Raw genomic sequence first — 24,317 nt, forward strand, 5'->3', positions numbered from 1 at the left:
CGTGACCGGCTCGCCGATCAGATCGCGGGCTGGGCGCCGTCGTCGGTGCGGCCGCGGCGGCTTCCGGTGTAGGCGTTTTCGCGCAGCCAGTTCACCACCTGAGGCATCAAGGTGACGTCGGCAGGATGGTTGAGGATCGGATCGAAGAAGTCGGTGCGGTATTCGCCCGGCTCGGCTCGCCGTAGATCGAGTTCGCCGACGGTTTCGGGTGGGCGGCCGATGCCATCGGCGGTGATCGAGAACCGGAGCACCCGGTCGTCGAGGTGGTCGTCGAGGGCCCGCAGGGACGCTGTGTTCGGCAGGTCGTCGGTGTCGAGCGGTTCGGCGAAGAGCCAGACCGGTGACGCGTCGGCGAATCGGTAGGGCAGCAGCGTGCCGAAACGGGCCGTGGCCCAGGCGCGTGCGGGGGTGATGACGAACCGGCCCATCGCACTGCGACCGGTGGTCGCCAGCGCGAAGTCCCAGGGACGTTCGTCGCGATCGAGGACCCGGAAAGCCAGCCCGAGTACGTCGGGCACGCCGCCGGGGCTGCCGATGCCTTTCGATTGCCGGGCGATGACCGCGCGGTCGCCGGGTCCGAACCAGGGCTCGTAGGCGCTGGTGGCACGGAATCGGCCCGCGAGGCGGACACCGCGCGGGTGGAACACCCGTGCGTGCCGCAACCGAGCCCCGGTCTGGAAGGTGGTGCGGACAACGGTATTCGGTAGTTCGGCGACACGGTGCATATCGATCATCGGCGCTGGTCTCCTGTCACGGTGGTGGTCATACGGTGCGCCTACCCCCGGCGACGGAGCCCAATCGCTGTCCGGCGATCGGAAGTGTCGATCTGGTGAGAAGAGTGTCGTCACCACGCGCTTGTCGCGCGCTCCAGCGTCTCCGAACTCGAGCGATCGCTCAGGTATCGCCCGCCGTAATTCCCCACCCGAGGCAGAACGTATGACCTGCGGGATCGCGGAATACCCGGAAGCGGTCTTCGCCGACAGCATCGGTCACGCGCGTAGCGCCGAGACTCCACCGGTAGCGGGCCGGCAGCCACAATCGGGCACTGGCGGAGACGAAATTCATTGCGGTGAATTCGAAACTGCTGTCGGATTCGACTCCTTAACATCGGCGATCCGGTCTGCTTGAATGGATATATGTGCAGATGGATGGCGTACGTGGGGGAGCCGATCCTCGCGGAAGAACTGTTGTTCACGCCGCGGCACTCGTTGATCGACCAGAGTTTGCATTCCCGACTCGGAGCCACGACGACCAACGGTGACGGTTTCGGTATCGGCTGGTATGGGGAGGGTGCAGAACCCGCGGTGTTCAAGAGCATCGAACCGGCGTGGAACGACCGAAATCTGCGTGAGGTCTCCGGTCAGATCCGTACGCCGTTGTTGTTCGCCCATATTCGCGCCTCGACCGGGACGCCGGTACAGCGCAGTAACTGCCATCCGTTCCGGCACGGTCGGTGGCTGTGGATGCACAACGGAGCACTGCGTGGCTTTCGCGAGGTCCGCCGTGACTTGGTCACCGCGATCGACCCGGCGTTGTTTCCCGACCTCGAAGGATCGACGGATTCGGAAACACTGTTCTATCTGGCGTTGACCTTCGGTCTCACCGAAGATCCACTCGGCGCGGTCGCCCGCGCGGTCGGATTCGTCGAAGACGTAGGTCGCGCGCACCAGGTGGAGAATCCGGTCCAGATGACGGTCGCGACGACCGATGGACAGTCACTGTGGGTCTTCCGCTACTCCAGCGAACGTCAGTCGAGATCGCTGTTCTTCTCGACGAAGATCGCTCAGTTGCGCGCACTGCACCCCGAGGTGGAAGTGCTGCACCGTCTCGGCGACCACACCCGTTTCGTGGTTTCCGAACCGCTGCGCGACCTTCCCGGCGCGTGGAACGAAGTTCCCGAATCGTGTGCCGGAATCGTGCGGGCCGGGGCGGATGAACTCCTGGGGTTCGAGCCCATTTCGCCGGTCTGAGCCGGCGAATCGAGATCTGTGAAACCGCGCTAGATCGTGGCCATCGCCTCGGAGCTGTGCGGGTCCTCACCGGTGACCTCGATCGGGTAGACGCCGACAGTTTGCACAGCGGCCTTCTCGACGAGCAGCGGAACGAAATCGCGGACACGGGCGTCGGCGAATCGCTCATGAATACGGCGAACCAGGAGCTCGATCCCCGCCGGTGACTCTGCCGGGAAACGGGCGATCAAGCGTTCGATCACCTGATCGATCTGCACAGATTCATTGTCGTCGCGCATCATCCACCCGCCTGCTCGCTCTCAACTCGCCGGTCGTGTCATCTGCTCCGCTGGGAATCGCCGGTCTATTCGCACCCTTCGACGGTCAGTCGTGCGAGCACAGCGAAGACGTTCGCCAGGCCGCCTGCCCGTAGTGCACCGCGTTGCCGGACGGCGCCGTTGCCGCTGGTGAGCACTGCCGCCAACGCATCGCGGGTGAATTCGTAGTCACCGGATTCCTCCAGGGCGGAACGGACGTGGCAGAGCAATTGGGTCAGGGCGTGGCGGGTATCGTGCCGACCCACGATGGTCGTGGGGAATCGTGGGCTGGAGAGCCCGTGGCGGGCCGCGTAGCGGCATGCCGAGCGCAGGTGCGTCCGGGCGATCGGATCGGCGAGGTGCCCACGGCCGATGGCGGCGACCGAGGTGATAACGAGGGCCCGTATCAGACTCGCCAACAATGTCGTTTCCGCGACGGTCGCGGGCACGTCGCTGATCCGGATCTCGATCGTCGGCAGGTGAGCCGACAATCGGACATCCCAATAGACCATCGCCGGGTCGAGGATCTGCCCGTCTTCGGCGAGTCCCGCGACGATGTCGTCGTAGTGCGCTGCCGACTGGAAATACGGTGGTGGGCCGGCACTGGGCCACCGCGCCCACACCATGTGGCGCCAACTGGCGTGCCCGGTATCGGTGCCCTCGGCGATCGGGGAATTCGCTGTCAACGCCAACAGCGCGGGCAGCCAACGACGCAGGTGATTGCTGACCTGCACCGCGAGGTCGCGCTCGGGAACACAGACATGGACATGGCAACCACAGGTCACCTGGTCGGCCAGTGCCTTGAAGTGTTCGGCTATGCGCTGGTATCTCGGCGTGTCGGTGATGGAACCGGCAGGCGGCCCCCAGATCGGTACCCCCACCGCCAGCGGAAGCGAGCCGGAGCGAGCCGCGGCGTCGATGATCGTGACTCTGGCTCGCCGAACCTCGCGGTGTACTGCCTCGATGCTCGCGCAGACGGGAGTGCAGGTTTCGATCTGGCATCGCGAGAGTTCCAGCTGCAATTCGACGTCGGTCCCGGCGGCCGCGACGGTGGTGTTGGTCAGGCAAGGGCGCCCGGTGGCGGGGTCGATCAGCACGAACTCTTCCTCGACGCCGACGGTGAACGCGCGCAGATCGTTGCGGTGTGACCGATCGCGTCGGTCGATCGACAGGGACGCCATCGTTCCTCCTGGTCGGCGTCGCGCCCACCGGTAGACGAGCTATCGGGGAGAGATCCGACGAGGACTCAGCGTTCGGGTCGCCAGGTGGAGACAGCCCAGATGATCACGACACTCAGCGCGATGATCACGATGGACCATGCCGGGTAGTACGGCAGGGACATGAAGTTCGCGACGATGACCAGTGCGGCGATCCCCAGCGCGCCGTACCGACCCCATGTCGATCCGATCGCGAGTCCGACGCCACAGATCAGCGCGACGGCGCCCAGCACGACATGGATCCAGCCCCACGTCGTGGTGTCGAACTCGTAGACGTATTCGATTCCGGCGACATACAACTTGTCGTCCGCGATCGCGGAGATGCCCTGCAGAATGGAGACCGCCGCCAAAATGACAAGCATGAACGCGGCGGCGATGGATATGCCCTCGGCGACCGCCTCCCGCTGGAAGGGCTCTTCCTCGGGGGCGTTGTATACCGGTGACGGGTTGCCGGTCATGATCGACTCCTCGGTGATACTGAGGACCGCCCACTCGACGCGGTTGAATGGAAGCAGGTCCTGTCGGAAACTTCTACTTTTCGAATCGTCTGTCCGTGGACCACGTGTGGTGGATATCGTCGCGATGAGGGGTTCTATTCGTGCGCGACTGTTTGCTCGGTGTCGCGGTGCATCATCGAGGATCACATGCCCAGCGAAATTGTCTGCGGGGGTGCAGTATCCGCATTTCGTGGGTTGCTCAGAGTTTACCGGAGTGGATTCCTCTTAACAAGGCGCGGTCCGACGAGAGGCGGCAATCGGCATTCACCCGCAACAATTACGGTCGCGGGTCAGGTGCGGGAGCAAGCACTTCGTCTGGTCGCTGTCGAACTACGTCCGCAGGGGCCGAACGGACGTCAGGCCGCGACCGCCTGCTCGGGTACCTTGACAACGAACAGGCTGATCAGCAGGGCCGCCGCCGTGAAGATCACGGCAGCGATCACGGCGCTGGACATGCCGTGCGCGAGGATATCCGCGGCCCCGGTGTTTTCCTGGGCCCGTTCGGCTCGGGCCGACTGATAGATGGTGGTCAGAATGGCCACGCCCAGCGAAAGTCCCAGCTGCTGGGTCGCTTGGAGCAGCCCGGACGCGGCGCCCATGTCGCGAGGCTCGAGTCCGCCGAGCACGGTCATGTTCAGCGTGACGAAGGCCAGGCTCAGACCGGCGCCGAGCAGAACGAAGGGGCCGAGAACGCCGGTGAAGTAGTTGGTCGTTTCATGGGTGGTGGTCAGCCAGATCGCTTCCAGCATCATCAGGACCACCCCGGTGAGCAATACCTGCTTGCGGCCGAATCGGGCGATCAGTCTCGGCGCCGCCTTCGCCACGGCGAACTGGACCGAAGCCATGGGAAGGAAGGCGATTCCGGCGATCAGCGGGCTGAAACCGAGCGCTTCCTGGATGTAGAGCGAGAGCAGGATGTAGGTGCCCGCCATGGCCGCCATCAGCAGAACGAATGTGAGGTAGGCGCCGGCCCGAACCGGATCGCCGAGCAGCCGCAACGGCATGATCGGGTGATCGGCGCGCCGTTCGGCGCGGACGAACGCCGCGATGATCACGATGCCGACAACGGTCGGTACCACGGTGACCGGCTCGGCCCAACCGTCGGACCCGTGAGTCAGCCCGTAGACGACACCGACCATGCCGAGCGTGGACAAGATCGCCCCTAGCAGATCGAATGTGCCCGTGTGGCGCTCGGTTTCGGTCAGGTAGCGCAGCGCGAGCACGATGGTCAGCACGCCGATCGGCACATTGACGAAGAACACCAGACGCCAACTCAGGGTGGTGAGGATGCCGCCGAGGATCAAGCCGAGCGTGATACCGAATCCGGTGACCATGGAGAACACCCCGAGCGCGCGCGTGCGTTCGGGCCCATCGGCGAAGGTGGCGGCGATCATCGACAGGGCGGCGGGGCTCGCGAACGCGAAGCCGACGCCTTGCAGCGCCCGCGCGGCGATCAGCAAGCTCTCATCGGGCGCGACGCCACCGAGGATCGAGGCGGCGACGACAAGGCCGAGTCCCCAGATGAACATCCGGCGCCTGCCGAGAAGGTCGCCGGCCCGGCCGCCCAGCAGCAGCAGGCCACCGTAGGCCAGTGAGTAGGCACTGAACACCCAGGCGAGTGCCGGTCCGGACATGTCGAGTCCGGAGCGGATTTCGGGCAGGGCGATATTGACGACATTGCTGTCGACCGCGACCATGAGCTGGCAGGTCACGATAATGCCCAACACGATCGACAGGCGGCGGTTGTGTCTGCCCGCGGTCTGCGCGGTCTCGTCGTGAGCTCGGGTGGCGGGCTGGGTATCTCGGCTGGTCATCGACATCCGTTCGAAGGATTCGGGAAAGGTCGAGCTGCTGCGCGGCACTGCGCCTCTGCTCTACGCTTGTAGACTGAGATCAGCATAGGCACGCCCACCTATTTCGTCTACAGATGTTGAGTGAGGTTGCGATGACAGGGCACGAACTCGACGCGGCGTCTGCGCCCGTCAGCCGGGCCGAGCGGCGCAGCCAGACCCGGCAACTGATCCTGGACGCGGCGCGCGAGCTCTTCGCCGAGCGTGGTTACCTCGAGACCACGATTCGGGCCGTCGCGCAGCGCGCCGATGTCGATCCGGCGCTGGTGATGCAGCATTTCGGTGCGAAGAACGCGCTGTTCGATGCGGTCTCGGGCATTCCGATCACCCTCGACGACGCGTTGGAAGGCCCGCCGGAGGAACTCGGTGAACGCCTGCTTCGGCACGCCTTGGCGGATGTGGACCGCAAGGACGACCGGACGATGCCGGTACTGCGGTCGATGCTCACTCATCCGGAGGCCGCCCATGCCGTGCGCTGCGCGATCGTGAATCCGGAAACGAGCCCGTGGACGCGCGTGCTGGTCGGCCCGGATGCTGAGCGGCGGTCCGCGTTGATCGGCACGCTGGTGCTCGGAGTGCTGGTCGCGCGCTACATGGTGCACATTCCCGGGGTATCCGATGCGCCGGCGGAACGGTTGGTCGAGTTGGTCGGACCGTGCCTGCGCCCGCTGGTGATGGATGGTTTGCCGCCGGAGCCGAAAGAGCCGGGCGCGGCCCTGGCGGCGCTGGCCGAAGCGGACGCCGCTCGTCGGGCTGCTGCTGAACGGGTCGACGAGTGCGCCAGGATCGCGCTGGCCGGCGGCGCGTCCTACGGTGATGTGGGCCGACTGGTCGGGATCAGCCGACAGGCGGCCCGCAAACGGTGGCCAACTGCCAGGCCGTTGACAACTGAAGTTGTCAACGATCGGCGCGACTTCGACGACGGAAACTCAGTCTGCCAAGAGTGACAACCTGAGTTGTCATTGGGGCCGCGCACTGCCCGTGTTGTGAGCGTGACGATCCGAAGTGGAGACGACTCGAGACTTGCTCTCTATGGTGGATCGATGGTGTCGGTTAAACAGATCCAGGTCACCTTCGACTGCGCGGAGCCCGAGCGTGTTGCTCGTTTCTGGTCCGAGGTATTGGGGTACGAGCACACCGGCTCGGCATGTGTCGATCCCTCAGGTGTGGGCCCGCGCCTGTACTTCCAGCGCGTGCCCGAGGGGAAGGTCGTCAAGAACAGGCTTCACATCGACGTGCGGGTGGGCACCGGGCTCGTGGGTGAGGAGCGCCTCGCCGCACTCGAAGCCGAATGCGCACGGCTGATCGCACTCGGCGCGGTGCGCCTGCGACTACTGCGTGCCGATGGCGTCAACGAGTCGTGTCTGGTGATGCAGGACGTCGAGGGCAACGAGTTCTGTCTCGACTGAGTAGCCCTGCCCCGCCCTCGCGTGTTCTCGCTGACCGGGTCGGGTATCAGTCGGTGCGAAGTCGGGCGTGGAGGTGCATGTCATGGCGGCCGTCACTGTGGCGGCCGGCTCCACGCAGTGTGCCCTCGAAGGGGAATCCGCATTTGGCTGCGACCCGGCACGATGGCAGATTGTGGACCGAGTGGGTGAGCTCGATCCGGTCGAACGCAATCCGATGCGTCCGACGACTTCTCCGTTGCTGGTGACAGCCCATCGGCCGCGGTGAGCGTGGGCTGATCGGTGGCGAACGCAGCGGAATCGACTACTGCCGACATCAACTCGGGCATTCCAGAATTGTCCCCGTCGCGCCCGGCGGGGGAAGTGCTCTGAGATCAAGCAATGACTTGGGTATCGGGTGCGACTATCTGGTGGTGTTGGGTTCCACCTTGGGATCTCAGTGCGCGTAGTCAGCGGCAGTAGTGTCAGCACTACCGGGTTTTGGGGAGTCGGCAGGCTTCTCGTGGCAGGGCGTTCTCCCTAGTTTCATGGGATGCGGATGAAACTTGCGATGCTGGGGATGACGGTCTTGATAGCCACGTCGTGCGGCGTGGATACTTCGCCCGGTGCCACGGAAGCGGGGCGGGCAGAGATCACGGACGCGCTGAACAGTGCGGTGCGCCAGGGCTATCCGGGGGCTCAGGCGGTGATCACCGATAGCGGGCATACCTGGACAGTCACCGCAGGTGTGGCCGACCTGGATACCGGCAGGCCGTTTTCCGACGACGATCGGCTCCGGATTGCCAGTAACACCAAGCCGTTCGTCGCCACCGTGATGCTGCAGTTGGTGGCTGAGGGCAAGGTCGAGTTGGATGCGCCGGTGGAACGGTATCTGCCGGGGGCGGTGCACGGGCCGGGCATCGACGGCAATCGGATCACGATCCGAAACCTGTTGCAGCACACCAGTGGACTGCCCGAATATGCGGCCGAGTTCGGGGCGCCGCCCAAGCCGGGCCAGGTCGCGGGCCTCACCGAGCAAGTCCGGTGGGGGATAACGGATATCGCCCAAGTGGTCCGCAACGCGCTCACCGCGCCCGCCGATTTCGAGCCTGGTGCGCGATGGGCATACTCCAACACGAACTACGCCATCGCCGGCATGGTGATCGAGCAGATCACCGGAAACCTGGTGGGCGCTGAGGTCACTCACCGCATCATCGAGCCCCTCGGCTTGCAGAACACCTATTATCCGAGTTCTGATGAAGTCGACATCCGTGGCCCACATCCGAAGGGGTACACCGAAATTGGTGGCGTACGAGTCGACTACACCAGCCAGAACGTATCGTGGGCCGGCGCGGCCGGTGCGATGGTCGCCTCCGGCGCGGACCTGAACCACTTCTTCCTCGCCCTGTTGGACGGAAAGCTGCTCCCGCCCGCGCAATTGGCGGAGATGAAGAACGTCCGGCCAACCGGAGTGGACAGCAAATGGGCCTACGGTCTCGGCCTGGCGCGAATCACCATGTCGTGCGGCAACGAGCTCTGGGGCCATACCGGCGGTCTCTCGGGCATGGTGACCTATGACGGCGTAGTCCTCACCACAGGCCGTGCCATGACGATCGCCCTCAACCAGGATCTGATGGATGACCGCTACCAGGAAGGCTCGCGCGCTTTGGACGCTGCCGCCTGCTCGGCACCCTAAGGCCTGTGTCGTAGTCCTATCCGGCGCGGCAAGGACGAGTACCGCGCCGGCGGCCAGTGCTGTTAGGACCCAGGGGACGCCGCGGATCCGTGAGATCGCGGCCAGGTGCGGGCGGTCTGCTGTGGGCACCGGCACGAGATGCCCACAGCAGCACCATCACTCAGGCATCGACGGATACGGTGGCCGATCGGAGGTCGGGCAGGCCGAGGTTGTCTCGCAGGGTGGTTCCGGTGTACTCGGTGCGGAGGGCGCCGCGGTCTTGGAGCAGCGGGACCACGCGGTCGACGAATTCGTCCAGGCCGGTCGGGACGAGGTGGGAACCGAGGATGAAACCATCGGAGCCATCGCTGCTGACGAAATCGTCGATCTTCTCCGCGACCCGGGCCGGTGTTCCGACGATCGGACCGCGCTCGAACTGGTCGATCACCGTTTCGCGCAGGGTCAGCTTCTTGGCCTCGGAGACCTCGCGCAACCGTTCGACCGTGGCGAAACGGTCCTGGTGCAGGAAGGCGCGGCCCTGGATGAACGGTGCCGCATCGGGATCGGGCTCGATATCGGGGATCGGGCCCTCCGGGTCGTAGCCGGACAGGTCGCGGTTCCAGATCTGTTCGAGCAGGATCAGCGCGGTCTGTCCGGTGACCTGTTCGTTGCGGATGGCGTGGTACTTCTCGATCGCCTCGGCTTCGGTGTCGCCGAGGACGAAACTCGCCGACGGCAGGATTTTGATGTCGTCGGGCGAGCGCCCGGCCGCTACCGCGCGAGCCTTGATGTCGCGATAGAAGTCCGCGGCTTCGGGAAGCTTGCCGTAGGGGGAGAAGATGGCGTCGGCATTGGCAGCGGCGAAATCGCGTCCCTGTGGTGAGACGCCGGCTTGCAGGATCACCGGCCTGCCCTGCGGGCTGCGCGGCACCGTGAACCGGCCGGAGATGTCGAACTGCCGACCACGGAACTCGAACGCACCGGCATCGGGCCGGGCCAGGAATCGCCCGCTGTCCTTGTCGGCGGCGATATCGTCGACGTTCCACGAATCCCACAGGGCTCGAACAGCATTCAATGTCTCCTCGGCCCGCACGTACCGGTCGGCCGGGTCGAGGAAGCCGCCACGCCGGAAGTTCTGTCCGGTGAACGCGTCGAAGGAAGTGACCACGTTCCAGGCGGCGCGCCCGCCGGAGAGGTGATCGAGAGTGGCGAACTGCCGGGCGAGTTCGTAGGGCTCGTTGAACGTCGCGTTGATGGTGCCCGCGAGGCCGAGGTGCTCGGTGACCGAGGCGATGGCGGCCAGCACGCCGAAGGTGTCGGGACGGCCGATGATGTCCTGGTCGAAGATCTGGCCCGCGCGTTCACGCAGGATGAGACCTTCGGCGAGGAAGAAGAAGTCGAACTTGCCCCGTTCGGCGGTGCGCGCGGTGTGTTCGAAGGAGCTGAAATCGATCTGGCTGCCCGCCTGCGGGTGCCACCAGGCGGTGTGATGGTTGACGCCGCCGAGGTAGGCGCCGAGGATGACCTGCTTGCGGGGTGTACTCATCGGTGGGACCTCACACTCTGGCGTAACGGTTGGGCACGGTGGTCGACAGGCCGAGCAGTCCGCGCAGGGAAGCCTCGAGATAGCTGGTGCGGAACAATCCGCGATGCTGCAGGGCGGGCACGAGTCGGCCCGCGATCGCGGCCAGGTCATCGACCGCGACACCGGGACGCAGCCGGAACCCGTCGACACCCTGGGCATCCCAGTCGGCGAGCAGATCGGCGAGCTCCTCGGCGCTGCCGGTGAAAATGGCCGCGTCGGAAGTGAATTCGGCACCGGACTGGTCGTTGAGCCGGGACAGGCGTTGCGCGCCGGTGTCCTCGTCGGTGTCGAGGAAGACGACCACGTCGGCGTAGACCCGCAGCGGTTCGCCCACCCTGGTCGCGGCGGCGGTCGCGACCTGTCGCAGAATCTCCGCCGGTCCGTGCTCGCGTGTGGGTGTGACGAAGACGAGATCGGCTGCCGCGGCAGCGAATTCGTAGACACGCTCGGCGTGGCCGAGTGCTGTGACCACCGGCTGACCTTGCGGTGGGCGCGGGGTGATGGCGGGACCGCGGACACTGAAGAAGCGGCCTTCGAAGTCGATGTAGTGCAGTTTGTCGCGGTCGATGAAGCGGCGGGTGGCGACGTCGCGGATCTCGGCGCCGTCCTCCCAGCTGTCCCACAGTCGCCGCACCACCTCGACGGCGTCGGTGGCCTCCTCGAACAGTGCTTCGGCGTGTACGGGGAGATTGCCGGTCGCGATGATGTCGGCGAACTCGGCGGGTGTCGGGTCGGTGATCTCGCGGCGCCCGAAGTGCTGGGCTTCCTCGGCACCGGCCGAGACTCGAACCTGCCAGCCCGCGCGGCCACGGGAGGTGTAGTCCAGGGTGGCGATGGCGGTGGAGACGTGGAACGGTTCGGTGTGGGTGGTCGTCACCGTGGGGATGAGACCGATGTGGTGGGTGGTCGGCGCGAGCGTCGCGGCGATGAGATGTGCGTCGAGACGGGCGCGGACCTGGTCTACGGCCTCGTCGTCGCGGGTGTGCAGCGGACCGGGCACACGCAGGCTGTCCTCGATCGTGACGAAGTCGAGCAGACCACGCTCGGCGGTGCCGACAAGGTCGGCCCAGTATCGGGCGCTGAACAATTCGGTGGGCCGCGAGTTCGGTGCTCGCCAGGCGGCCGGGTGCCAGCCCGCGCCGTCGAGCGCGACACCCAGGTGCAGTGGGTTCGGTGCCATCGTCTGCCATTTCTGTGGTTCGGTGAACGGTGCCTGATGCAACGTCCCATGCCGGGCACCGAGTAGTAGGACGGGTCCGGGCGGCCAGTCGGAATACGGGCGGCACAGCGATGCCGGCAACGATCACCGGTGGCCAGCGGGGGTGGCCGGGTGAACACGACCGGTCCGCTGCGGCGACGTCAACCATTGAATTCAGCCCGATCGACAGGAAATAGGCTGTCGCCCTGCAGATCGCCGCGCACCGAACTTGCGAGGATCAGGAATGCCGCACCGTGGCCTGCGGCAACTCCACCGGCAGATCCTTGTCGCCAGACGCGCCGAACCGACTTCTCGCTCTGCGGGAATTTATCTCCGTTTACCTGCTGTCTACGCAGGTAGAAGCGGTACTGCTCGGTATGAAGCGGAGGTAGATAAGGGCTTTCGCTCGTTGTGCGGGTCGATACTTTCGACGTGAACGCAGCGCACGACACCGCGAACGACGAATTCCTCGTCCGAGTGCGCGACTACGCCGAGCAGGTGTTGCGACCCGCCGCACTGTCGACGGACCGCACCGGGGTGCCCGCGGATCGGATCGACGAACTGGGCGGACTCGGTCTGCTCAATCACCTCGCGCCCAGGGAATTCGGTGGACTCGCGATCGACCGCGACACCGACCGTCGCGTGCACGAGATCATCGCGGGCGCCTGCTTCAACACCTGGCTGGTCTGGGCGCAGCACGCGCCGCTGGCCGGGCGCATCGCCGCGGCGGGTGCGCCGGTATCGGCGCTGACCGCACGGATTCTGCGCGGTGAGCTGCTGCTCGGTGCCGGGGTCAGCGATGTGCGGCGGTTCCCCGATCACTATGTCGTGGCACGCAAAGCTGCTAACGGCTGGATCTTCGACGGCACCCTGTCCTGGGTCAGCGGGTGGGGTCTCAACTCGGCGCTGACGGTGGCCGCCGTGGAACCCGATACCGAAACCGTGGTCACCGCGCTCGTTCCGGTCGGGGAACGAACCCGCAGCACCGGAGCGCTGGAGCTCGGTGCGGTCGCGGGCAGCCGAACGGTCCGCGTGCACCTGGACGAAGTTCTCGTCTCCGACGAAAACGTTCTCACCACACAGAGTCTCGACCAAGCGCGCATCGCCGACACCGGTACCGCAAGCGACGCACGAGCCCACCACTTCGGCCTCGCCGAGACCATCCTGACCGAGCTGGAGCGCAGCACTGTGCCGCTGGCCGCCGACGTCGCGGCGACCTGGCGCCCACGCGTCGCCGAGATCCGTTCCACCGCGTACGCGCTCGCTGACGAAGCCACGGCGGCGGGCGGTGGACCGCATCGCCTCGACCAGCGCCTGGCCACCAAAGTCGCCAGCGGCGAGGCACTCTCGGCGATCAGCCGTGCCCTGCTCATCGCCAGATCCGGCCGTGGCCTCAGTGGCGACGACACCGCGCAACTACACGCCCGCTCCGTCCTCTTCGTCCTGGTCCAGGGCCAGACCACCGATGTCCGTCGCGCCCAGCTCGCTGCGCTGGCCCGCTGATCACCACCGAACGGAACCACCGAACAATGAGTCTCGAATTCCTCTGGTACATCCCCAATCAGATCACGCCAGGACATCGCGGCGAGCCCGTGGCCGCCGACCACAACAGCCTGGACACGCTGACCACGCAGGCCAAGGCGCTGGAGGCGCACGGCTGGAAGGGCGCGCTGCTCGGCACCGGCTGGGGCCGCCCCGACACTCTCACCGTCGCCGCGGCGCTGGCGGCGCGGACCGAGTCCTTCGAGCCGCTCATCGCGATCCGGCCCGGCTATTGGCGCCCGGCGAACTTCGCCTCCGCCGCGGCGACCCTCGATCACCTCTCCGGTGGCCGGGTTCGGGTGAACATCGTCTCCGGCAAGGACGATCTGGCCGCCTACGGCGACAGCGAGGGCGACCAGGCCGACCGCTACGCCCGGACCAAGGAGTTCCTCCAGCTCGTCCGCAAACTGTGGACCGAGGAGAACGTCACCTACCGTGGCGAGCACTTCCAGGTCACCGATTCCACGGTGGTGCCCCGCATCGAGCAGCGCGGCGATCGACGTCATCCGACGCTGTACTTCGGTGGCGCCTCCGAGGCGGCGGAACGGGTCGCCGCGACCGAGGCCGATGTCCAGTTGTTCTGGGGTGAGCCGCTGGAAGGGGTGCGTGAGCGGATCGAACGGTTGCGCGCGCTGAGCGCCGAACTTGGCCGTGAGCACGCACCGCTCGAATTCGGCTTGCGCATCACGACGTTCGTCCGCGACACCACCGAGCAGGCGTGGGCCGATGCCGAGGCGAAGGTCGCGGAGATGGCGAAGAACGGCCAGGGTGGGTCGAATCCGCACCGTGGCACCGCCGTCGGTCAACAGCGTCTGCTCGACCTGGCCGCGCGCGGCGAGGTGCTCGACGACAATCTCTACACCGCGCCGGGCAAATACGGTGGCGGCGGCGCGGGTACCACCTGGTTGGTCGGTTCCGCCGAGGATGTCGCCAAGTCGCTGCGCAAATACCGCGATCTCGGCATTACCCACTTCGTGCTGTCCGATACCCCGTATCTGCGCGAGATCGAGCGTCAGGGTTCCCAGCTGCTGCCATTGCTCGGGGAGTGAGTGCCGCCGCCGTCCTGACCGTCGACCCGGTGCGCAGTCGACGGTTCCGGCTCATCGCGGTCTTCGCGGTGACCCAGACCGTCGGCTACGGCGCGATGATCCAGGCCTTCACCGTGCTGCTGGTCCCGATGTCGCAGGCCCTGGCGGTCTCACGCACCGAAATCGCGGCCGCTGCCACCATTTCCACGCTGATCGGGGCGTTGGCGGCGGTGCCGGTGGGCAATCTGCTCGACCGCTACGGTGGGCGGGCCTTGATGACGGCGGGCTCGGCGCTCGGCGTCGGCGCGGTTCTGCTGTGGTCGCAGGCGCAGAGCCTGGCCCAGCTGTACGCGGCGTTCACCCTGATCGGGTTGGCGCTGGCCACCTCAACCTATGAGGCCGCGTTCGCCGTTCTCGTTGTGGCCACCGAGCCGGAACACCGGGATTCGGCGATCGTCGCGGTGACCACGGTCGTGGGACTGGCCACCAGCCTGTACTACTTCTTCGCGGGCTGGCTCGAAACGCAACTCGGTTGGCGCACAACACTGGTGGTGCTGGCGATCGGTTTCGCGGTGATCGTGGTGCCCGCCCACCTGTGGGCGGTACCGGGCCGGGCAGCGCACACCAGCCGGGTCGCGCAACGCACCGGCGTCCGCCTCGGTGACGCGCTCCGTGACCGCAAATTCTGGCTGCTGGTGGTCTCTTTCGTCGCCCAGAGCGGGTCCACCTCGGCCTTCCTGCTGATGATGGTCACCTACTTCCGCGACATCGGCTATTCGCCCGTGTCCGCTGCCGCCCTCCCGATCGCCGTCGGCGTCACCCAGATCGCCGCCCGCCTGGCCCTGGCCCCGTTGGCTCGCCGCTTCGGGATGACCAGCGTGACAGGGGTTTCCTTCGCCCTCCAGGGGGCGGGATTGCTGGCTCTACCGCTGGCAGGCACCTCACTGCCGCTCACGCTGGCCTGCATCGTCGCCTTCAGCACCGGCTACGGCACCAGCGTGATCGCGCGCCCGTCGATCGTCGCCGACAGTTTCGGCGTCCCCCAGTTCGCCGGGATCCTCGCCGTGATGACGGTCCCGATCGCGCTGTCGCGTGCGGGCGCTCCCCTGGCCGCCACCTGGCTCGGTGACTGGCGGTTCCTGGTAGCCATCGGGCTCGCCGCCCTCCTCGCCGCGATCGCGCTGATTCCGCTGTCGCGCACACCGCCGGTAGACCACCCGCCGGTTCCGCCTCAGGACGCGGTCACCGGGCCCAACTGCGGCGCGACCCCGTAACGGACCGGCAGTGAAACGGCCGCCCCGCTCGAAGGTGAGCGGGGCGGCCGTTGGACTGCGGTGATTACGCGGGCAGGCTTTCCGCCGCGCGGTCCCCCGGGAACGGGAGACCGAAGCGGGCGCGCAATGTCGGTGCGGAGTATTCGTTGTGGAACAGCCCACGCTCCTGGAGGATCGGCACCACCAGGGTCGCGAAATTCTCCAGGTCGACGGCGGTCTCGGCGGGCATGATGGTGAAGCCGTCGGCGGTGCCCGCGTCGAACCAGGACGCGAGATCGTCGGCGACCTGCTCGGCCGAGCCGACCAGGAGGCGGTGGCCGGAGCCGCCGGCGCCCTGCTGGATCAACTCGCGCGGAGTACGCGGTCCCTCCGCGATGAGCGCGCGGGTGGAGATGCTGAACCCGGTCGAGAACGCACCGGCCGGAACGGCGTCGGGAAGATCGTCGACGCCGATCGGACCATCGGGGCCGAAAGAGTCCGCGGGCAGGCCGAGGTTACCCAGCAGTGCGGTGGTGAGCCGCTCGATCGGCAGCAGATCGTAGAGCTCCTGCTCGCGCCGACGCGCCTCGTCCTCAGTCGCCGCGACCAGCACCACCACGCCGAGCGAGATCTTCACATCATCGCGATGACGACCGGCCGCGGCCGCACGCTGCCGGATGTCGTTGCGGAACGCGACCGCCTTGGCCTTGGTCTGGGCGACGGTGAACACGACATCGGCGAAGGCACCCGCCAACTCGAGCCCACCCTCGGACCCGCCGGCCTGCACGACCACCGGTCGACCCTGCGGGCCCGGAGCCACCGGCAGCGGCCCGGCGACCGAGAAGAACTCGCCCTCGTGATCGATGCGATGGATCTTGTCGGTGTCGGCGTAGCGGCCGGTCGCTTTGTCCGCGATCAGCCAGTCCGGTTCCCAGCTGTCCCACAGCCGGGTGACCACGTCGAGGAATTCCCAGGCCCGCCGGTACCTGGTCTCCTTCTCCGGATGATCGGTCAGGCCGAAATTCGCTGCGGCGGCCGGTGTTCCGGTGGTGACGATATTGACCGCCGCCCGCCCCTTCGTCACGTGATCGAGCGCCTGGAATCGCCGCGCGAGGTTGTAAGGGGAGTTGTAGGTGGTCGAGGAGGTGATCACGACACCGAGGTGCTCGGTCACCGCCGCGACGCTGCCGAGCAGGACGAGTGGATCGATCCCGGTACCGGGCGCCTCCTCGATCTCCCCGCGCAGGGCCGGGGCGTCACCGAGGAAGACCGCGTCGATCTTGGCGGCTTCGGCGATCTTCGCCAGGCGCTGAAAGTAGTCGATGTCGAGGTAGGCGAGCGGGTCGGCGTGGTCGAGTCGCCAGGCTTGGCGGAAATGTCCCGGTGTCATCAGGGACAGGTTCACATGGAATCCGGACATGGTCGGTGCCTTCTGCTGCGGTCGGTGAGACAGGAGACGCCGATGACGTGAGCGGACTCGGCCACGTCATCGGCGTCGTGTTCGGGCAGGAATCAGAGCTTCAGGCCGGTGCCGTGGACACCGTGCTCCTCGATGAGGGCGAGCTCCTCGGCGGTGAAGTCGGGGAAGTTCAGCGCGGCGGTGTTGTGGTCGAGCTGGGTCACCGAACTCGCGCCGATCAATGCCGAGGTGACCTCGGGACGGCGCAGCACCCACTGCAACGCCAGCTGGGCCAGCGACTGCCCGCGCGCGGCGGCGATCTTGTTCAGCTCGGCGGTGCGCTGCCGGTAGGTCTCGTCGATGACATCGGGGGACAGGAACGTGCTGTTCTGTGCGCGAGCACCCTCGGGGATGGTCTCGAGGTACTTGTCGGTGAGCAGACCCTGGGCCAGCGGCGAGTAGACGATCACGCCGAACGCGTCCTGGGTCGCGGTGTCGAGCAGACCGTTCTGCTCGGGGCGGCGATCGTAGATCGAGTAGCGGGCCTGGTGGATCAGCAACGGGACACCGGCGGCGCGCAGCTGGTCGGCGATCTCGTGGGTGCGGTCGGGCAGGTAGTTGGAGATGCCGACGTAGAGCGCCTTGCCCTGCTGAACCGCGCTGACCAGCGCGCCCACGGTCTCCTCGAGCGGGGTGTCGAGGTCGGGGCTGTGGTGGTAGAAGATGTCGACGTAGTCGGTGCCGAGATCGCGCAGGCTGTGCTCGAGGGAGTTCAGGATCGACTTGCGCGAGCCGCCGCGCAGGTACGGGCTCGGCCCGATCGCGTTGCCCGCCTTGGTGGACAGCACGATCTCGTCGCGGTACGGCGCGAGGTCCTTGGCGAGCACCCGGCCGAAGTTCTTCTGCGCGGCGCGGTGCGGGGGACCGTAGCGGTCGGCGTTGTCGAAGTGGGTGATGCCCAGATCGAAGGCGTGCAGGATGATCTCGCGCTGGGTGGCGAAGGCGTAATCGGTGCCGAACTTCTGCCACAGCCCGAAGGAGAAGGCGGGCAGGTCGAGGCCGGAGGCGCCGGTGCGCCGGTACGGGACCTTCTCGTAGCGGTCTTCCGCGGCGGTGTAGGTGCGGTCGAAGGGGCCGTAGCTCATCAGGTTGGATCTTTCTCTCGGTGGTTCAGAACAGACCGGTGGTTGGGGGTTGTTCGCCCGTCAAGTGAAACGCGCCTGCGACGGCTTGCTTCCATTGGCGGGGGTTGTGGTTGGCGGCGGTCCTGGCATTGCGCCAGTGCCGGTCGAAGCCGAGGGCGCGGTCGGTGATCGACCCGCCACCCACGTCGAAGACGAGTTCGGCTGCGGCGAGCGCGGATTCGATGGCGATCACGCCCGCCTGTGCGACCTCGACCGCCGCCGACGCACCCGCGGCTCTGGCATCGTCGCCGGTGCGCCCGCGCACGCCCTCGAGTGTCTCGGCGGCCAGCAGGACCACCGCTCGCGCCGCCTGGGCGCGGGCGGCGATCTCGCCGACGGTCTGGCGGACATAGGGATCGTCGAGGCTGCTGGTCGCGGTGCTGTGTTTGATCGGGCGAGCCTTCTCCCGCACGTAGGCGACGGCGTCGTCACGGGCGCGCGCGGCGATGCCCGCCTGCACGGCGGCCAGATACAGCTGGGCGTAGGAGCCCTGCCATGGATTGTCGGGTTCGGTCTCCGGTGCCGGGGTGAGCTCGTCGGCGCTCACGCGCACTCCGGTGAATCGGGTGGTGCCGCTGGCGGTGAGGCGCTGGCCGACCGCGTCGAAGTCGTCGAGCCGTTGCACCCCCGCGCGATCCACCGGCACGGTGAACCGCAGCACGGTCCCGTCCTCGGTCTGCGCCTGCGTGGAGAACCAGCTCGCGTACAGCCCACCGGTCGAGTAGTACTTCTCGCCGTCGATCACCCAGTCCGCGCCGTCAGGGCGGGCGGTCGCGTTGACCTGCCCGCTGGCGCCGCCCGTGCGTTCATTGCTGGTGCCCGCGAACAGGTCCCGGTTGCGCAGCCGTCGCAGCGCCTGCTCCCGGTGTGGCAGATCGGGCCTGCCCGCCACCTGGTTCGCGAGCAGAAAGCTGGCCCGCAATGCCTGCGCCACACTGGAATCGGCCCGCGCGATCTCGATCACCAGGTCGGTGACCTCGCGCAGCGACCCGCCCGCCCCGCCCTCTGCGGTGGCGATGCCGGTCAAGGCGATCCCTGTCTCGGCGAGCGCGCGCACCTGTGCGAAGGCGTAGTCGCGGTCGATCTCGCGTTGCCGCGCCGTCTCGGCGAGCTGCTGCAGGATCGGCGCCGCGGCGGCTCGGATGCCCGCCACCGTGAGCGGATGGTCGGGCCTTGCCGACGGGGAACGCTGTGGTGTCCCTGCGATTTCGGTATCCGGCGCGGTGCCCTGAGTCGGGCCGATCGGCAGGCTACCGCTGCTGATACCCGGCACGGCGTCGAGTACCGGGAGAGAGGACGCGGCCGGTGCTGAACCGGTCGCGCCGGGTTCGAACAGGGGCGCCGATTGGTCGACGGCGGTCATCGCGCGCCGTTCTGCGCGGCGTCGGCTGCCGCCGTCGCCTCGCCGTTGGCCGCGGCGACGGTAGCGTCCGGTGTGACCACCGAGGGACGCTGCCGGTAGTAGCCCGGCACCGGCGCGTTGCCGTTGACAAGGAAGTCGCCGAGCACGCGCGGCTTGTAGATGACCGGGTTGTGCGAGGCGAGGGTGCGGGCATTGCGCCAATGCCGGTCCAGATGGACGCTGTTGCGGATCGCGGAGGACCCGCCCGCGTCGAAAGCCCTTGTCGCGGCATCGAGTACGGCCTCGATCACCGCGATCTGCGCGGCGGAGGTATCGAGGTAGGCCCGGGTGTAGGCGGCCTCGTCCCCGGCGGCGTGTGCGGCCTCGAGCTGCTCGGCGGCATGCCGCAGCAGGGTTTCGGCGGTGAGCCTGCGGGTTTCGAGGAGGCCGATCACCGACAGGATGTCGGGATCTTCGGTGGCGTGCTGGGTGAGCGCGTGCAGACTGGTGCGGGTGCGACCGCGCACGATCTGCGCCGTCTCGGCGACGATGCTGCGCGCGATCCCGGTCAGATTCGCCAGGTGCACGATCTGGACGAAGGAATCCAGTCCGCGCAAGGATTCCTTGTACCGGCCGATATCGCCGTGCTCCTCGACCGGCACATTCTCGAAATAGGTGGTGCCGCTGCCGGTTTGACGCTGACCGATGCCGTCCCAGTCGCCGGCGTGGGTGACGCCGGGGTGCCGGGCGGGGATCACCACGAAACCGCGGGTGCCCTCGTCGTCGACCACGGCCGCGCGGATGTAGTCGGCGAATCGCGCGCCCGTCGAGTAGAACTTGGTGCCCGAGACCACCCGCACGCCGTCCTCGCCCACCCGGGCGCGCGTGGTGGTCACGCCCCAGCCCGCGGATTCACCCACCGCTTCGGCGACCAGCGCCGAGGGCTCGGACTGCGCGTTGCCGAACACCGCGCCCGCACCGATCGCCCGGAACCAGTGCTCGCGCACCACCGGATCGGTTTCGGCGCGCAGGATCTCGGTGGTGGTGAAATGCCCGCGCCAGATCTGCGGAATATTGGAATCGGCCTGCCCCGCCTCGGCCAGCAGCCCGAACAGCGTCGGCAGGTCGACATCGAAACCGCCGTACTCCACCGGCACCCGCAATCGGCCGAAGCCCGCGTCGGCCAGCGCCTGGATCAGCGCGTCGGGATGCTCGAAGGCGAGGTCGCGCTCGCCCGTGCCCGGGACGAACTCGGTCAGGATGGACCGGATGCGGGGCAGTGCCTCGGCCAGGGTGGCGGGCGCGATGGTGGTGGTCATGTCAGTCCTCCGATGAGGTCGCGGCCGGCGATCGCGTCGAGCAGACGCACGGTGTAATCGTCGGCGGGAGAGGAGAAGACCTGGTCCACGGTGCCTTGTTCGACGATGCGGCCTTCGCGCATCACCGCGACGCGATCGGAGATCGCGCGCACCACGGCCAGGTCGTGAGAGATGAAGACGTAGGTGAGCCCGCGTTCTTCCTGCAGGCCGCGGAGCAGGTCGAGGATCTGCGCCGCGACCGAGACGTCCAGCGCCGAGATGGGCTCGTCGAGCACGATCACCTTCGGCTCGAGCACCAGCGCGCGAGCGATGGCCACCCGCTGACGTTGGCCGCCCGACAATTCGCGCGGATGCCGGTCGACGAAATCGGCGGGCAGGGCGGCGGCCTCGAGCGCGGCCACCACCCGATCCCGATTCGGCCTGCCGCGGCGAAGCCCACGGCGCGGCTCGAACGAGCGCAGCGGCTCGTCCACCACGTGGTAGACGTCGAAGCGCGGATCGAACGAGGAATACGGGTTCTGGTACACGATCTGCACGTCCCGGCGCAGCGGACGGAACTCCCGGCGGCTCAGCCGGGTGATGTCGGTACCGAGCAGCGCGACCCGACCCGAGTCCGCTTCGGTGAGCCCGGTCAGCACCCGCGCCGTCGTCGACTTCCCGCTGCCGGATTCGCCCACGATGGAATAGGTTTCGCCGCGTCGCACCCGGAACGAGATGCCGTCGACGGCGGGTACGCCGCCGTAGTCCTTGCGCAGCTCGTCGACCTCGATGACCGTCTCGGTGCCGACCGCGACCGGTGCGCGCTCCCGTACCCACGGCCGCCGCGACGGCACACTGTCGAGCAGTCGCCGGGTGTAGGGGTGTCGCGGGTCGGCGACCAGCTGCGCGGTCGGCCCGAACTCGACCAACTCGCCCTGATGTAGCACCCCGATCAGATCGGAGCGATCGGCGGCCACGCCGAGATCGTGGGTCACCAGCACCACGCTGGTCCCCGTGCGCAGCCGGACTTCGTCGAGGAGGTCGAGCACCTGTTTCTGCACCGTGGCGTCCAGCGCTGAGGTCGGCTCGTCGGCGATGATCAGATCCGGTTCGGCCGCGACCGCGGCGGCGATGAGCACCCGCTGGCGCATCCCGCCCGAGAGTTCGTGCGGGTACTGGCGATAGCGGCGCTCGACATCGGTGAAGCCGACCAGCTCGAACAGTTCGTGCACCCGTTCGCGGCGAGCGTCGGCATCGAGCTCGGTGTGCAGCCGCAGCACATCCTCGACCTGGTGGCCGACCCGGCGCACCGGGTCGAGCGAGACCGTCGGATCCTGGGGGATCAGGCTGATCGCGCGCCCCCGGATCGAGCGCCAGCCTTTCGCGCTCAGCTCGGTGAGGACCTGGTCGCGGAAGGTGATGGTGCCGCCGGTGACCTCGCCGTTGCCGGGGAGCAGCCCGAGCACGGCGTGGGCGGTGGTGGTCTTGCCCGAACCGGACTCGCCGACCAGCGCCAGCACGGTGCCGGGCGGGACGTCGAAGGAGACGTCGCGCACCACCGGCGAGACCCGGTCGTCCACCCGGTAGCCCACGCGCAGGTTCGCTACGCGCAGCACCGGCCGCACATCGATTTCTCTGGTAGGCGTTGATATTTCGTGGACGACGCTCATGCGGAGCCCCTCCTGGAGAGATGGCGGGACAGGTGATTGGTCGCCAGCACCATCACCACGATGGTGAGCCCCGGCCACAGCGTCAGCCAGCCGCGCGTGGCGATGTAGTTGCGCCCGTCGGAGACCAGCCGACCCCATTCCGGGTCCGGCGGCTGCGCACCGAGCCCGAGGAAGCTCAGCGAGGCGATCCAGATGATCGCGATGCCGAACTGCACAGTGACCAGCGAGACGGTCGGCGCGATCGAATTGGGGATCACGTGTCGCCGCAGAATCGCGCCGGTCGAGGCCCCGCTCGTGGTTGCCGCCTCGACGTAGGTGCTGGTGCGGGCCTTGACCACCTCCGAGCGGATGAGCCGGGCGAAGGTCGCCGACGAGGTGAGCCCGACCGCGATCCCCGCCTGCCACACCCCGAAACCGAGCAGCACCACGATGGTGATGGCCAGCAGGAAGCCCGGAATCGAGAGCACCACGTCGATGAGCCGCATCACCGCGCTGTCGGGGAACCCGGTGAACCAGCCCGCGACCGCGCCGAGCAGGGATCCCACGACCACACCGACTCCGACGGCGATCGCCGAACCCAGCAGGGAGGCCCGCGCACCGTAGACGATGCGCGCGTAGAGGTCGCGGCCGAGCTGATCGGTTCCGAACCAGTGCTCGCCCGAGGGCGGTTTGAGCTTCTGGGCCGGATTCACCGCCAGCGGGTCGTAACCGGTGAACAGCTGCGGCACGATCGCCCACGCCAGGATGGTGGCTACCACCAGCAACGCCAGCGCGACGGTCCAGTGCCGACGGGTCCATCGCAGTGTGGACCATGCCCGACCGGCAGTTGCCGCCGAATCAGGTCGGACCGGCACAGCTTCGAACTTTTCGAGTGCCGTCATGGCATCGCTACCTCGGCTGGCAGCCGACGCGAGACCGCCGCGACGACCGGAACGGATACAGTGGTCTGCTTGCGTTCGACCGCCTGTGACCGGGTGACCCGGTGCGTGCGCCCGTCCACCAGCACCCGCGGATCGATGAACGGATAGGCCAGGTCCACCGCGAGATTCACCAGCACATAGGCCAGCGTCGAGAGCAACACCACGCCCTGCACCACCGGCAGGTCCTGCGTGTCGACCGCACCGACGGTGAGCTGGCCGATGCCCTGACGCGCGTACACCGACTCGGTTACCACCGCGCCGGCGATCAGCTCACCGAAGGCCAGCCCGAGCAGCGTGAGCACCGGCAGCGACGAATTGCGCAGCACGTCCTTGCGGAAGATATAGCCCTCACCCGCGCCCCTGGCCGCCACCACGTGCACGAAGGGTTGCTGCCGGGTCGTGCGCACCGAGGTGGCGAACACCTGGGCCAGCGGCGCGGCCACGATCAGCCCCAACGTGGCAGCGGGTGCGATGAGCGCGAGCACCGTGCCGTCGTCGACCGAGGGGATCAGGTGCCAGCGGAACGAAAGATATTGCAGCACCAGCACACCGACGACGAAGGTGGGAACCGAGGCGAACAGCGCAGGCGCGGAATCGAAGACGCCGCGCAGCCACGCCCACGGCGCGTAGTTGGCCGCCACCGCGACGACGCCCGCGAAGACCAGCCCGAACACCAGGCCGAGCCCGGTCAGGGTCAGCGTCGAGGGCAGCGCCTCGGTGACCGCCTGCGTCACCGGCCTCCCCGAGGTGAGCGAGAATCCGAGGTCACCGCGTAACAGGGCCCACAGCGCGTGCAGGTACTGCTCCCAGACCGGCCGGTCGAGCCCGTAGAACTCGAGCATCAACCGGCCCGCCTCCGGGGTGATCTGCGCTTCCGGGTTCTGGATGCGGTTGTTCACCGAATCCCCGGGCAGCGCGCTGAGCAAGAGGAACGACAGGGTGTAGGCGGCCCAGAGGACCAGTACCGCCTGTACCAGCCGCCGCAGGACATAGCTGCGCATCGCCGGC

At 67.5% G+C, this 24,317-nt stretch carries 22 protein-coding genes; 7 read left to right on the plus strand and 15 right to left on the minus strand.

Going from position 1 to position 24,317, the window contains the following annotated elements:
• Positions 1-17: 17 nt before the first annotated feature.
• Positions 18-734 carry a phosphodiesterase gene (locus ACFTS5_RS07650; RefSeq protein WP_378628572.1) on the minus strand — a complete coding sequence of 239 codons (717 nt, stop codon included), beginning with the start codon at positions 732-734 and terminating at the stop codon, positions 18-20.
• Between the two features lie 160 nt (positions 735-894).
• Positions 895-1,065 carry a VOC family protein gene (locus tag ACFTS5_RS07655; RefSeq protein ID WP_378628574.1) on the minus strand — a complete coding sequence of 57 codons (171 nt, stop codon included), beginning with the start codon at positions 1,063-1,065 and terminating at the stop codon, positions 895-897.
• Between the two features lie 83 nt (positions 1,066-1,148).
• On the opposite strand from ACFTS5_RS07655, the gene ACFTS5_RS07660 reads away from it, so the two are divergent.
• Positions 1,149-1,970 (plus strand): class II glutamine amidotransferase, encoded by an 822-nt coding sequence (locus tag ACFTS5_RS07660; protein ID WP_378628576.1) that lies wholly within the window; start codon positions 1,149-1,151, stop codon positions 1,968-1,970.
• Between the two features lie 29 nt (positions 1,971-1,999).
• Here ACFTS5_RS07660 and ACFTS5_RS07665 read toward each other — a convergent pair whose 3' ends face one another.
• The 4 genes from ACFTS5_RS07665 to ACFTS5_RS07680 all read right to left on the minus strand — a co-directional run bounded on the left by ACFTS5_RS07665 (position 2,000) and on the right by ACFTS5_RS07680 (position 5,794).
• A complete protein-coding gene (locus ACFTS5_RS07665) occupies positions 2,000-2,227 on the minus strand; it encodes a three-helix bundle dimerization domain-containing protein (protein WP_378628578.1) in 228 nt (75 codons plus the stop codon).
• Positions 2,228-2,313: 86 nt separating this feature from the next.
• Complete coding sequence (locus ACFTS5_RS07670) at positions 2,314-3,447, minus strand: glutamate--cysteine ligase (protein ID WP_378628579.1); 1,134 nt, start codon at positions 3,445-3,447, stop codon at positions 2,314-2,316.
• A 65-nt stretch (positions 3,448-3,512) separates the two neighbouring features.
• On the minus strand, positions 3,513-3,941 hold the full coding sequence (locus tag ACFTS5_RS07675) for an acetyltransferase (protein WP_378628582.1): 429 nt from the start codon (positions 3,939-3,941) through the stop codon (positions 3,513-3,515).
• Positions 3,942-4,336: 395 nt separating this feature from the next.
• Positions 4,337-5,794, minus strand: a complete 1,458-nt coding sequence (locus ACFTS5_RS07680) for an MFS transporter (protein ID WP_378628583.1) — start codon at positions 5,792-5,794, stop codon at positions 4,337-4,339.
• A gap of 131 nt (positions 5,795-5,925) precedes the next feature.
• On the opposite strand from ACFTS5_RS07680, the gene ACFTS5_RS07685 reads away from it, so the two are divergent.
• From ACFTS5_RS07685 to ACFTS5_RS07695, 3 genes are all read left to right on the plus strand, one after another.
• On the plus strand, positions 5,926-6,777 hold the full coding sequence (locus ACFTS5_RS07685; RefSeq protein ID WP_378628585.1) for a TetR/AcrR family transcriptional regulator: 852 nt from the start codon (positions 5,926-5,928) through the stop codon (positions 6,775-6,777).
• 96 nt (positions 6,778-6,873) lie between these two features.
• Entirely contained in the window at positions 6,874-7,239 is a 366-nt protein-coding gene (locus ACFTS5_RS07690; RefSeq protein WP_378628587.1) for a VOC family protein, read from the plus strand.
• A 529-nt stretch (positions 7,240-7,768) separates the two neighbouring features.
• A complete protein-coding gene (locus ACFTS5_RS07695; protein WP_378628589.1) occupies positions 7,769-8,911 on the plus strand; it encodes a serine hydrolase domain-containing protein in 1,143 nt (380 codons plus the stop codon).
• A gap of 160 nt (positions 8,912-9,071) precedes the next feature.
• Here the strand turns inward: ACFTS5_RS07695 and ACFTS5_RS07700 are convergent, their stop codons facing one another.
• Positions 9,072-10,436, minus strand: coding sequence for an NtaA/DmoA family FMN-dependent monooxygenase (locus tag ACFTS5_RS07700; protein WP_378628591.1), 1,365 nt, complete (start codon positions 10,434-10,436; stop codon positions 9,072-9,074).
• 10 nt (positions 10,437-10,446) lie between these two features.
• The gene (locus ACFTS5_RS07705) at positions 10,447-11,655 is read right to left on the minus strand and encodes an LLM class flavin-dependent oxidoreductase (protein WP_378628592.1); all 1,209 of its coding nucleotides are present in this window, start codon (positions 11,653-11,655) and stop codon (positions 10,447-10,449) included.
• Between the two features lie 450 nt (positions 11,656-12,105).
• Here ACFTS5_RS07705 and ACFTS5_RS07710 point away from each other — a divergent pair, with 450 nt between their 5' ends.
• From ACFTS5_RS07710 to ACFTS5_RS07720, 3 genes are read left to right on the plus strand one after another with little or no spacing between them, the layout of a single operon-like run.
• Entirely contained in the window at positions 12,106-13,176 is a 1,071-nt protein-coding gene (locus ACFTS5_RS07710) for an acyl-CoA dehydrogenase family protein (protein WP_378628594.1), read from the plus strand.
• Positions 13,177-13,202: 26 nt separating this feature from the next.
• A complete protein-coding gene (locus ACFTS5_RS07715; RefSeq protein ID WP_378628595.1) occupies positions 13,203-14,264 on the plus strand; it encodes an LLM class flavin-dependent oxidoreductase in 1,062 nt (353 codons plus the stop codon).
• Positions 14,261-15,517 carry an MFS transporter gene (locus ACFTS5_RS07720; RefSeq protein ID WP_378628597.1) on the plus strand — a complete coding sequence of 419 codons (1,257 nt, stop codon included), beginning with the start codon at positions 14,261-14,263 and terminating at the stop codon, positions 15,515-15,517. Before ACFTS5_RS07715 ends, ACFTS5_RS07720 begins: the two co-directional genes overlap by 4 nt.
• Before the next feature lie 64 nt (positions 15,518-15,581).
• On the opposite strand, the gene ACFTS5_RS07725 is transcribed toward ACFTS5_RS07720, so the two are convergent.
• From ACFTS5_RS07725 to ACFTS5_RS07755, 7 genes are all read right to left on the minus strand, one after another.
• A complete protein-coding gene (locus ACFTS5_RS07725; RefSeq protein WP_378628598.1) occupies positions 15,582-16,916 on the minus strand; it encodes an NtaA/DmoA family FMN-dependent monooxygenase in 1,335 nt (444 codons plus the stop codon).
• Positions 16,917-17,008: 92 nt separating this feature from the next.
• Positions 17,009-18,040, minus strand: coding sequence for an aldo/keto reductase (locus ACFTS5_RS07730; RefSeq protein WP_378628599.1), 1,032 nt, complete (start codon positions 18,038-18,040; stop codon positions 17,009-17,011).
• 25 nt (positions 18,041-18,065) lie between these two features.
• Positions 18,066-19,442, minus strand: coding sequence for an acyl-CoA dehydrogenase family protein (locus tag ACFTS5_RS07735; protein ID WP_378628601.1), 1,377 nt, complete (start codon positions 19,440-19,442; stop codon positions 18,066-18,068).
• A complete protein-coding gene (locus ACFTS5_RS07740; protein WP_378628602.1) occupies positions 19,439-20,740 on the minus strand; it encodes an acyl-CoA dehydrogenase family protein in 1,302 nt (433 codons plus the stop codon). Before ACFTS5_RS07740 ends, ACFTS5_RS07735 begins: the two co-directional genes overlap by 4 nt.
• Positions 20,737-22,389 carry a dipeptide ABC transporter ATP-binding protein gene (locus ACFTS5_RS07745; protein ID WP_378628604.1) on the minus strand — a complete coding sequence of 551 codons (1,653 nt, stop codon included), beginning with the start codon at positions 22,387-22,389 and terminating at the stop codon, positions 20,737-20,739. Before ACFTS5_RS07745 ends, ACFTS5_RS07740 begins: the two co-directional genes overlap by 4 nt.
• On the minus strand, positions 22,386-23,270 hold the full coding sequence (locus tag ACFTS5_RS07750) for an ABC transporter permease (RefSeq protein ID WP_378628605.1): 885 nt from the start codon (positions 23,268-23,270) through the stop codon (positions 22,386-22,388). The genes ACFTS5_RS07745 and ACFTS5_RS07750 overlap by 4 nt, the downstream gene beginning before the upstream one ends.
• Positions 23,267-24,310 (minus strand): ABC transporter permease, encoded by a 1,044-nt coding sequence (locus ACFTS5_RS07755; protein WP_378628606.1) that lies wholly within the window; start codon positions 24,308-24,310, stop codon positions 23,267-23,269. The genes ACFTS5_RS07750 and ACFTS5_RS07755 overlap by 4 nt, the downstream gene beginning before the upstream one ends.
• Positions 24,311-24,317: the final 7 nt, after the last annotated feature.

The organism is Nocardia sp. NPDC056952 (assembly GCF_042674185.1).
In the GTDB taxonomy this organism is placed as follows: Bacteria; Actinomycetota; Actinomycetes; order Mycobacteriales; family Mycobacteriaceae; genus Nocardia.

Coding starts and splice junctions, on each gene's coding strand:
- ACFTS5_RS07725 (WP_378628598.1), bottom strand. CDS start 16,916: ATGTCCGGATTCCATGTGAACCTGTCCCTGATGACACCGGGACATTTC.
- ACFTS5_RS07715 (WP_378628595.1), top strand. CDS start 13,203: ATGAGTCTCGAATTCCTCTGGTACATCCCCAATCAGATCACGCCAGGA.
- ACFTS5_RS07695 (WP_378628589.1), top strand. CDS start 7,769: ATGCGGATGAAACTTGCGATGCTGGGGATGACGGTCTTGATAGCCACG.
- ACFTS5_RS07690 (WP_378628587.1), top strand. CDS start 6,874: ATGGTGTCGGTTAAACAGATCCAGGTCACCTTCGACTGCGCGGAGCCC.
- ACFTS5_RS07680 (WP_378628583.1), bottom strand. CDS start 5,794: ATGACCAGCCGAGATACCCAGCCCGCCACCCGAGCTCACGACGAGACC.
- ACFTS5_RS07650 (WP_378628572.1), bottom strand. CDS start 734: ATGATCGATATGCACCGTGTCGCCGAACTACCGAATACCGTTGTCCGC.
- ACFTS5_RS07755 (WP_378628606.1), bottom strand. CDS start 24,310: ATGCGCAGCTATGTCCTGCGGCGGCTGGTACAGGCGGTACTGGTCCTC.
- ACFTS5_RS07655 (WP_378628574.1), bottom strand. CDS start 1,065: ATGAATTTCGTCTCCGCCAGTGCCCGATTGTGGCTGCCGGCCCGCTAC.
- ACFTS5_RS07670 (WP_378628579.1), bottom strand. CDS start 3,447: ATGGCGTCCCTGTCGATCGACCGACGCGATCGGTCACACCGCAACGAT.
- ACFTS5_RS07735 (WP_378628601.1), bottom strand. CDS start 19,442: ATGACCGCCGTCGACCAATCGGCGCCCCTGTTCGAACCCGGCGCGACC.
- ACFTS5_RS07730 (WP_378628599.1), bottom strand. CDS start 18,040: ATGAGCTACGGCCCCTTCGACCGCACCTACACCGCCGCGGAAGACCGC.
- ACFTS5_RS07750 (WP_378628605.1), bottom strand. CDS start 23,270: ATGACGGCACTCGAAAAGTTCGAAGCTGTGCCGGTCCGACCTGATTCG.
- ACFTS5_RS07675 (WP_378628582.1), bottom strand. CDS start 3,941: ATGACCGGCAACCCGTCACCGGTATACAACGCCCCCGAGGAAGAGCCC.
- ACFTS5_RS07660 (WP_378628576.1), top strand. CDS start 1,149: ATGGCGTACGTGGGGGAGCCGATCCTCGCGGAAGAACTGTTGTTCACG.
- ACFTS5_RS07705 (WP_378628592.1), bottom strand. CDS start 11,655: ATGGCACCGAACCCACTGCACCTGGGTGTCGCGCTCGACGGCGCGGGC.
- ACFTS5_RS07685 (WP_378628585.1), top strand. CDS start 5,926: ATGACAGGGCACGAACTCGACGCGGCGTCTGCGCCCGTCAGCCGGGCC.
- ACFTS5_RS07740 (WP_378628602.1), bottom strand. CDS start 20,740: ATGACCACCACCATCGCGCCCGCCACCCTGGCCGAGGCACTGCCCCGC.
- ACFTS5_RS07745 (WP_378628604.1), bottom strand. CDS start 22,389: ATGAGCGTCGTCCACGAAATATCAACGCCTACCAGAGAAATCGATGTG.
- ACFTS5_RS07700 (WP_378628591.1), bottom strand. CDS start 10,436: ATGAGTACACCCCGCAAGCAGGTCATCCTCGGCGCCTACCTCGGCGGC.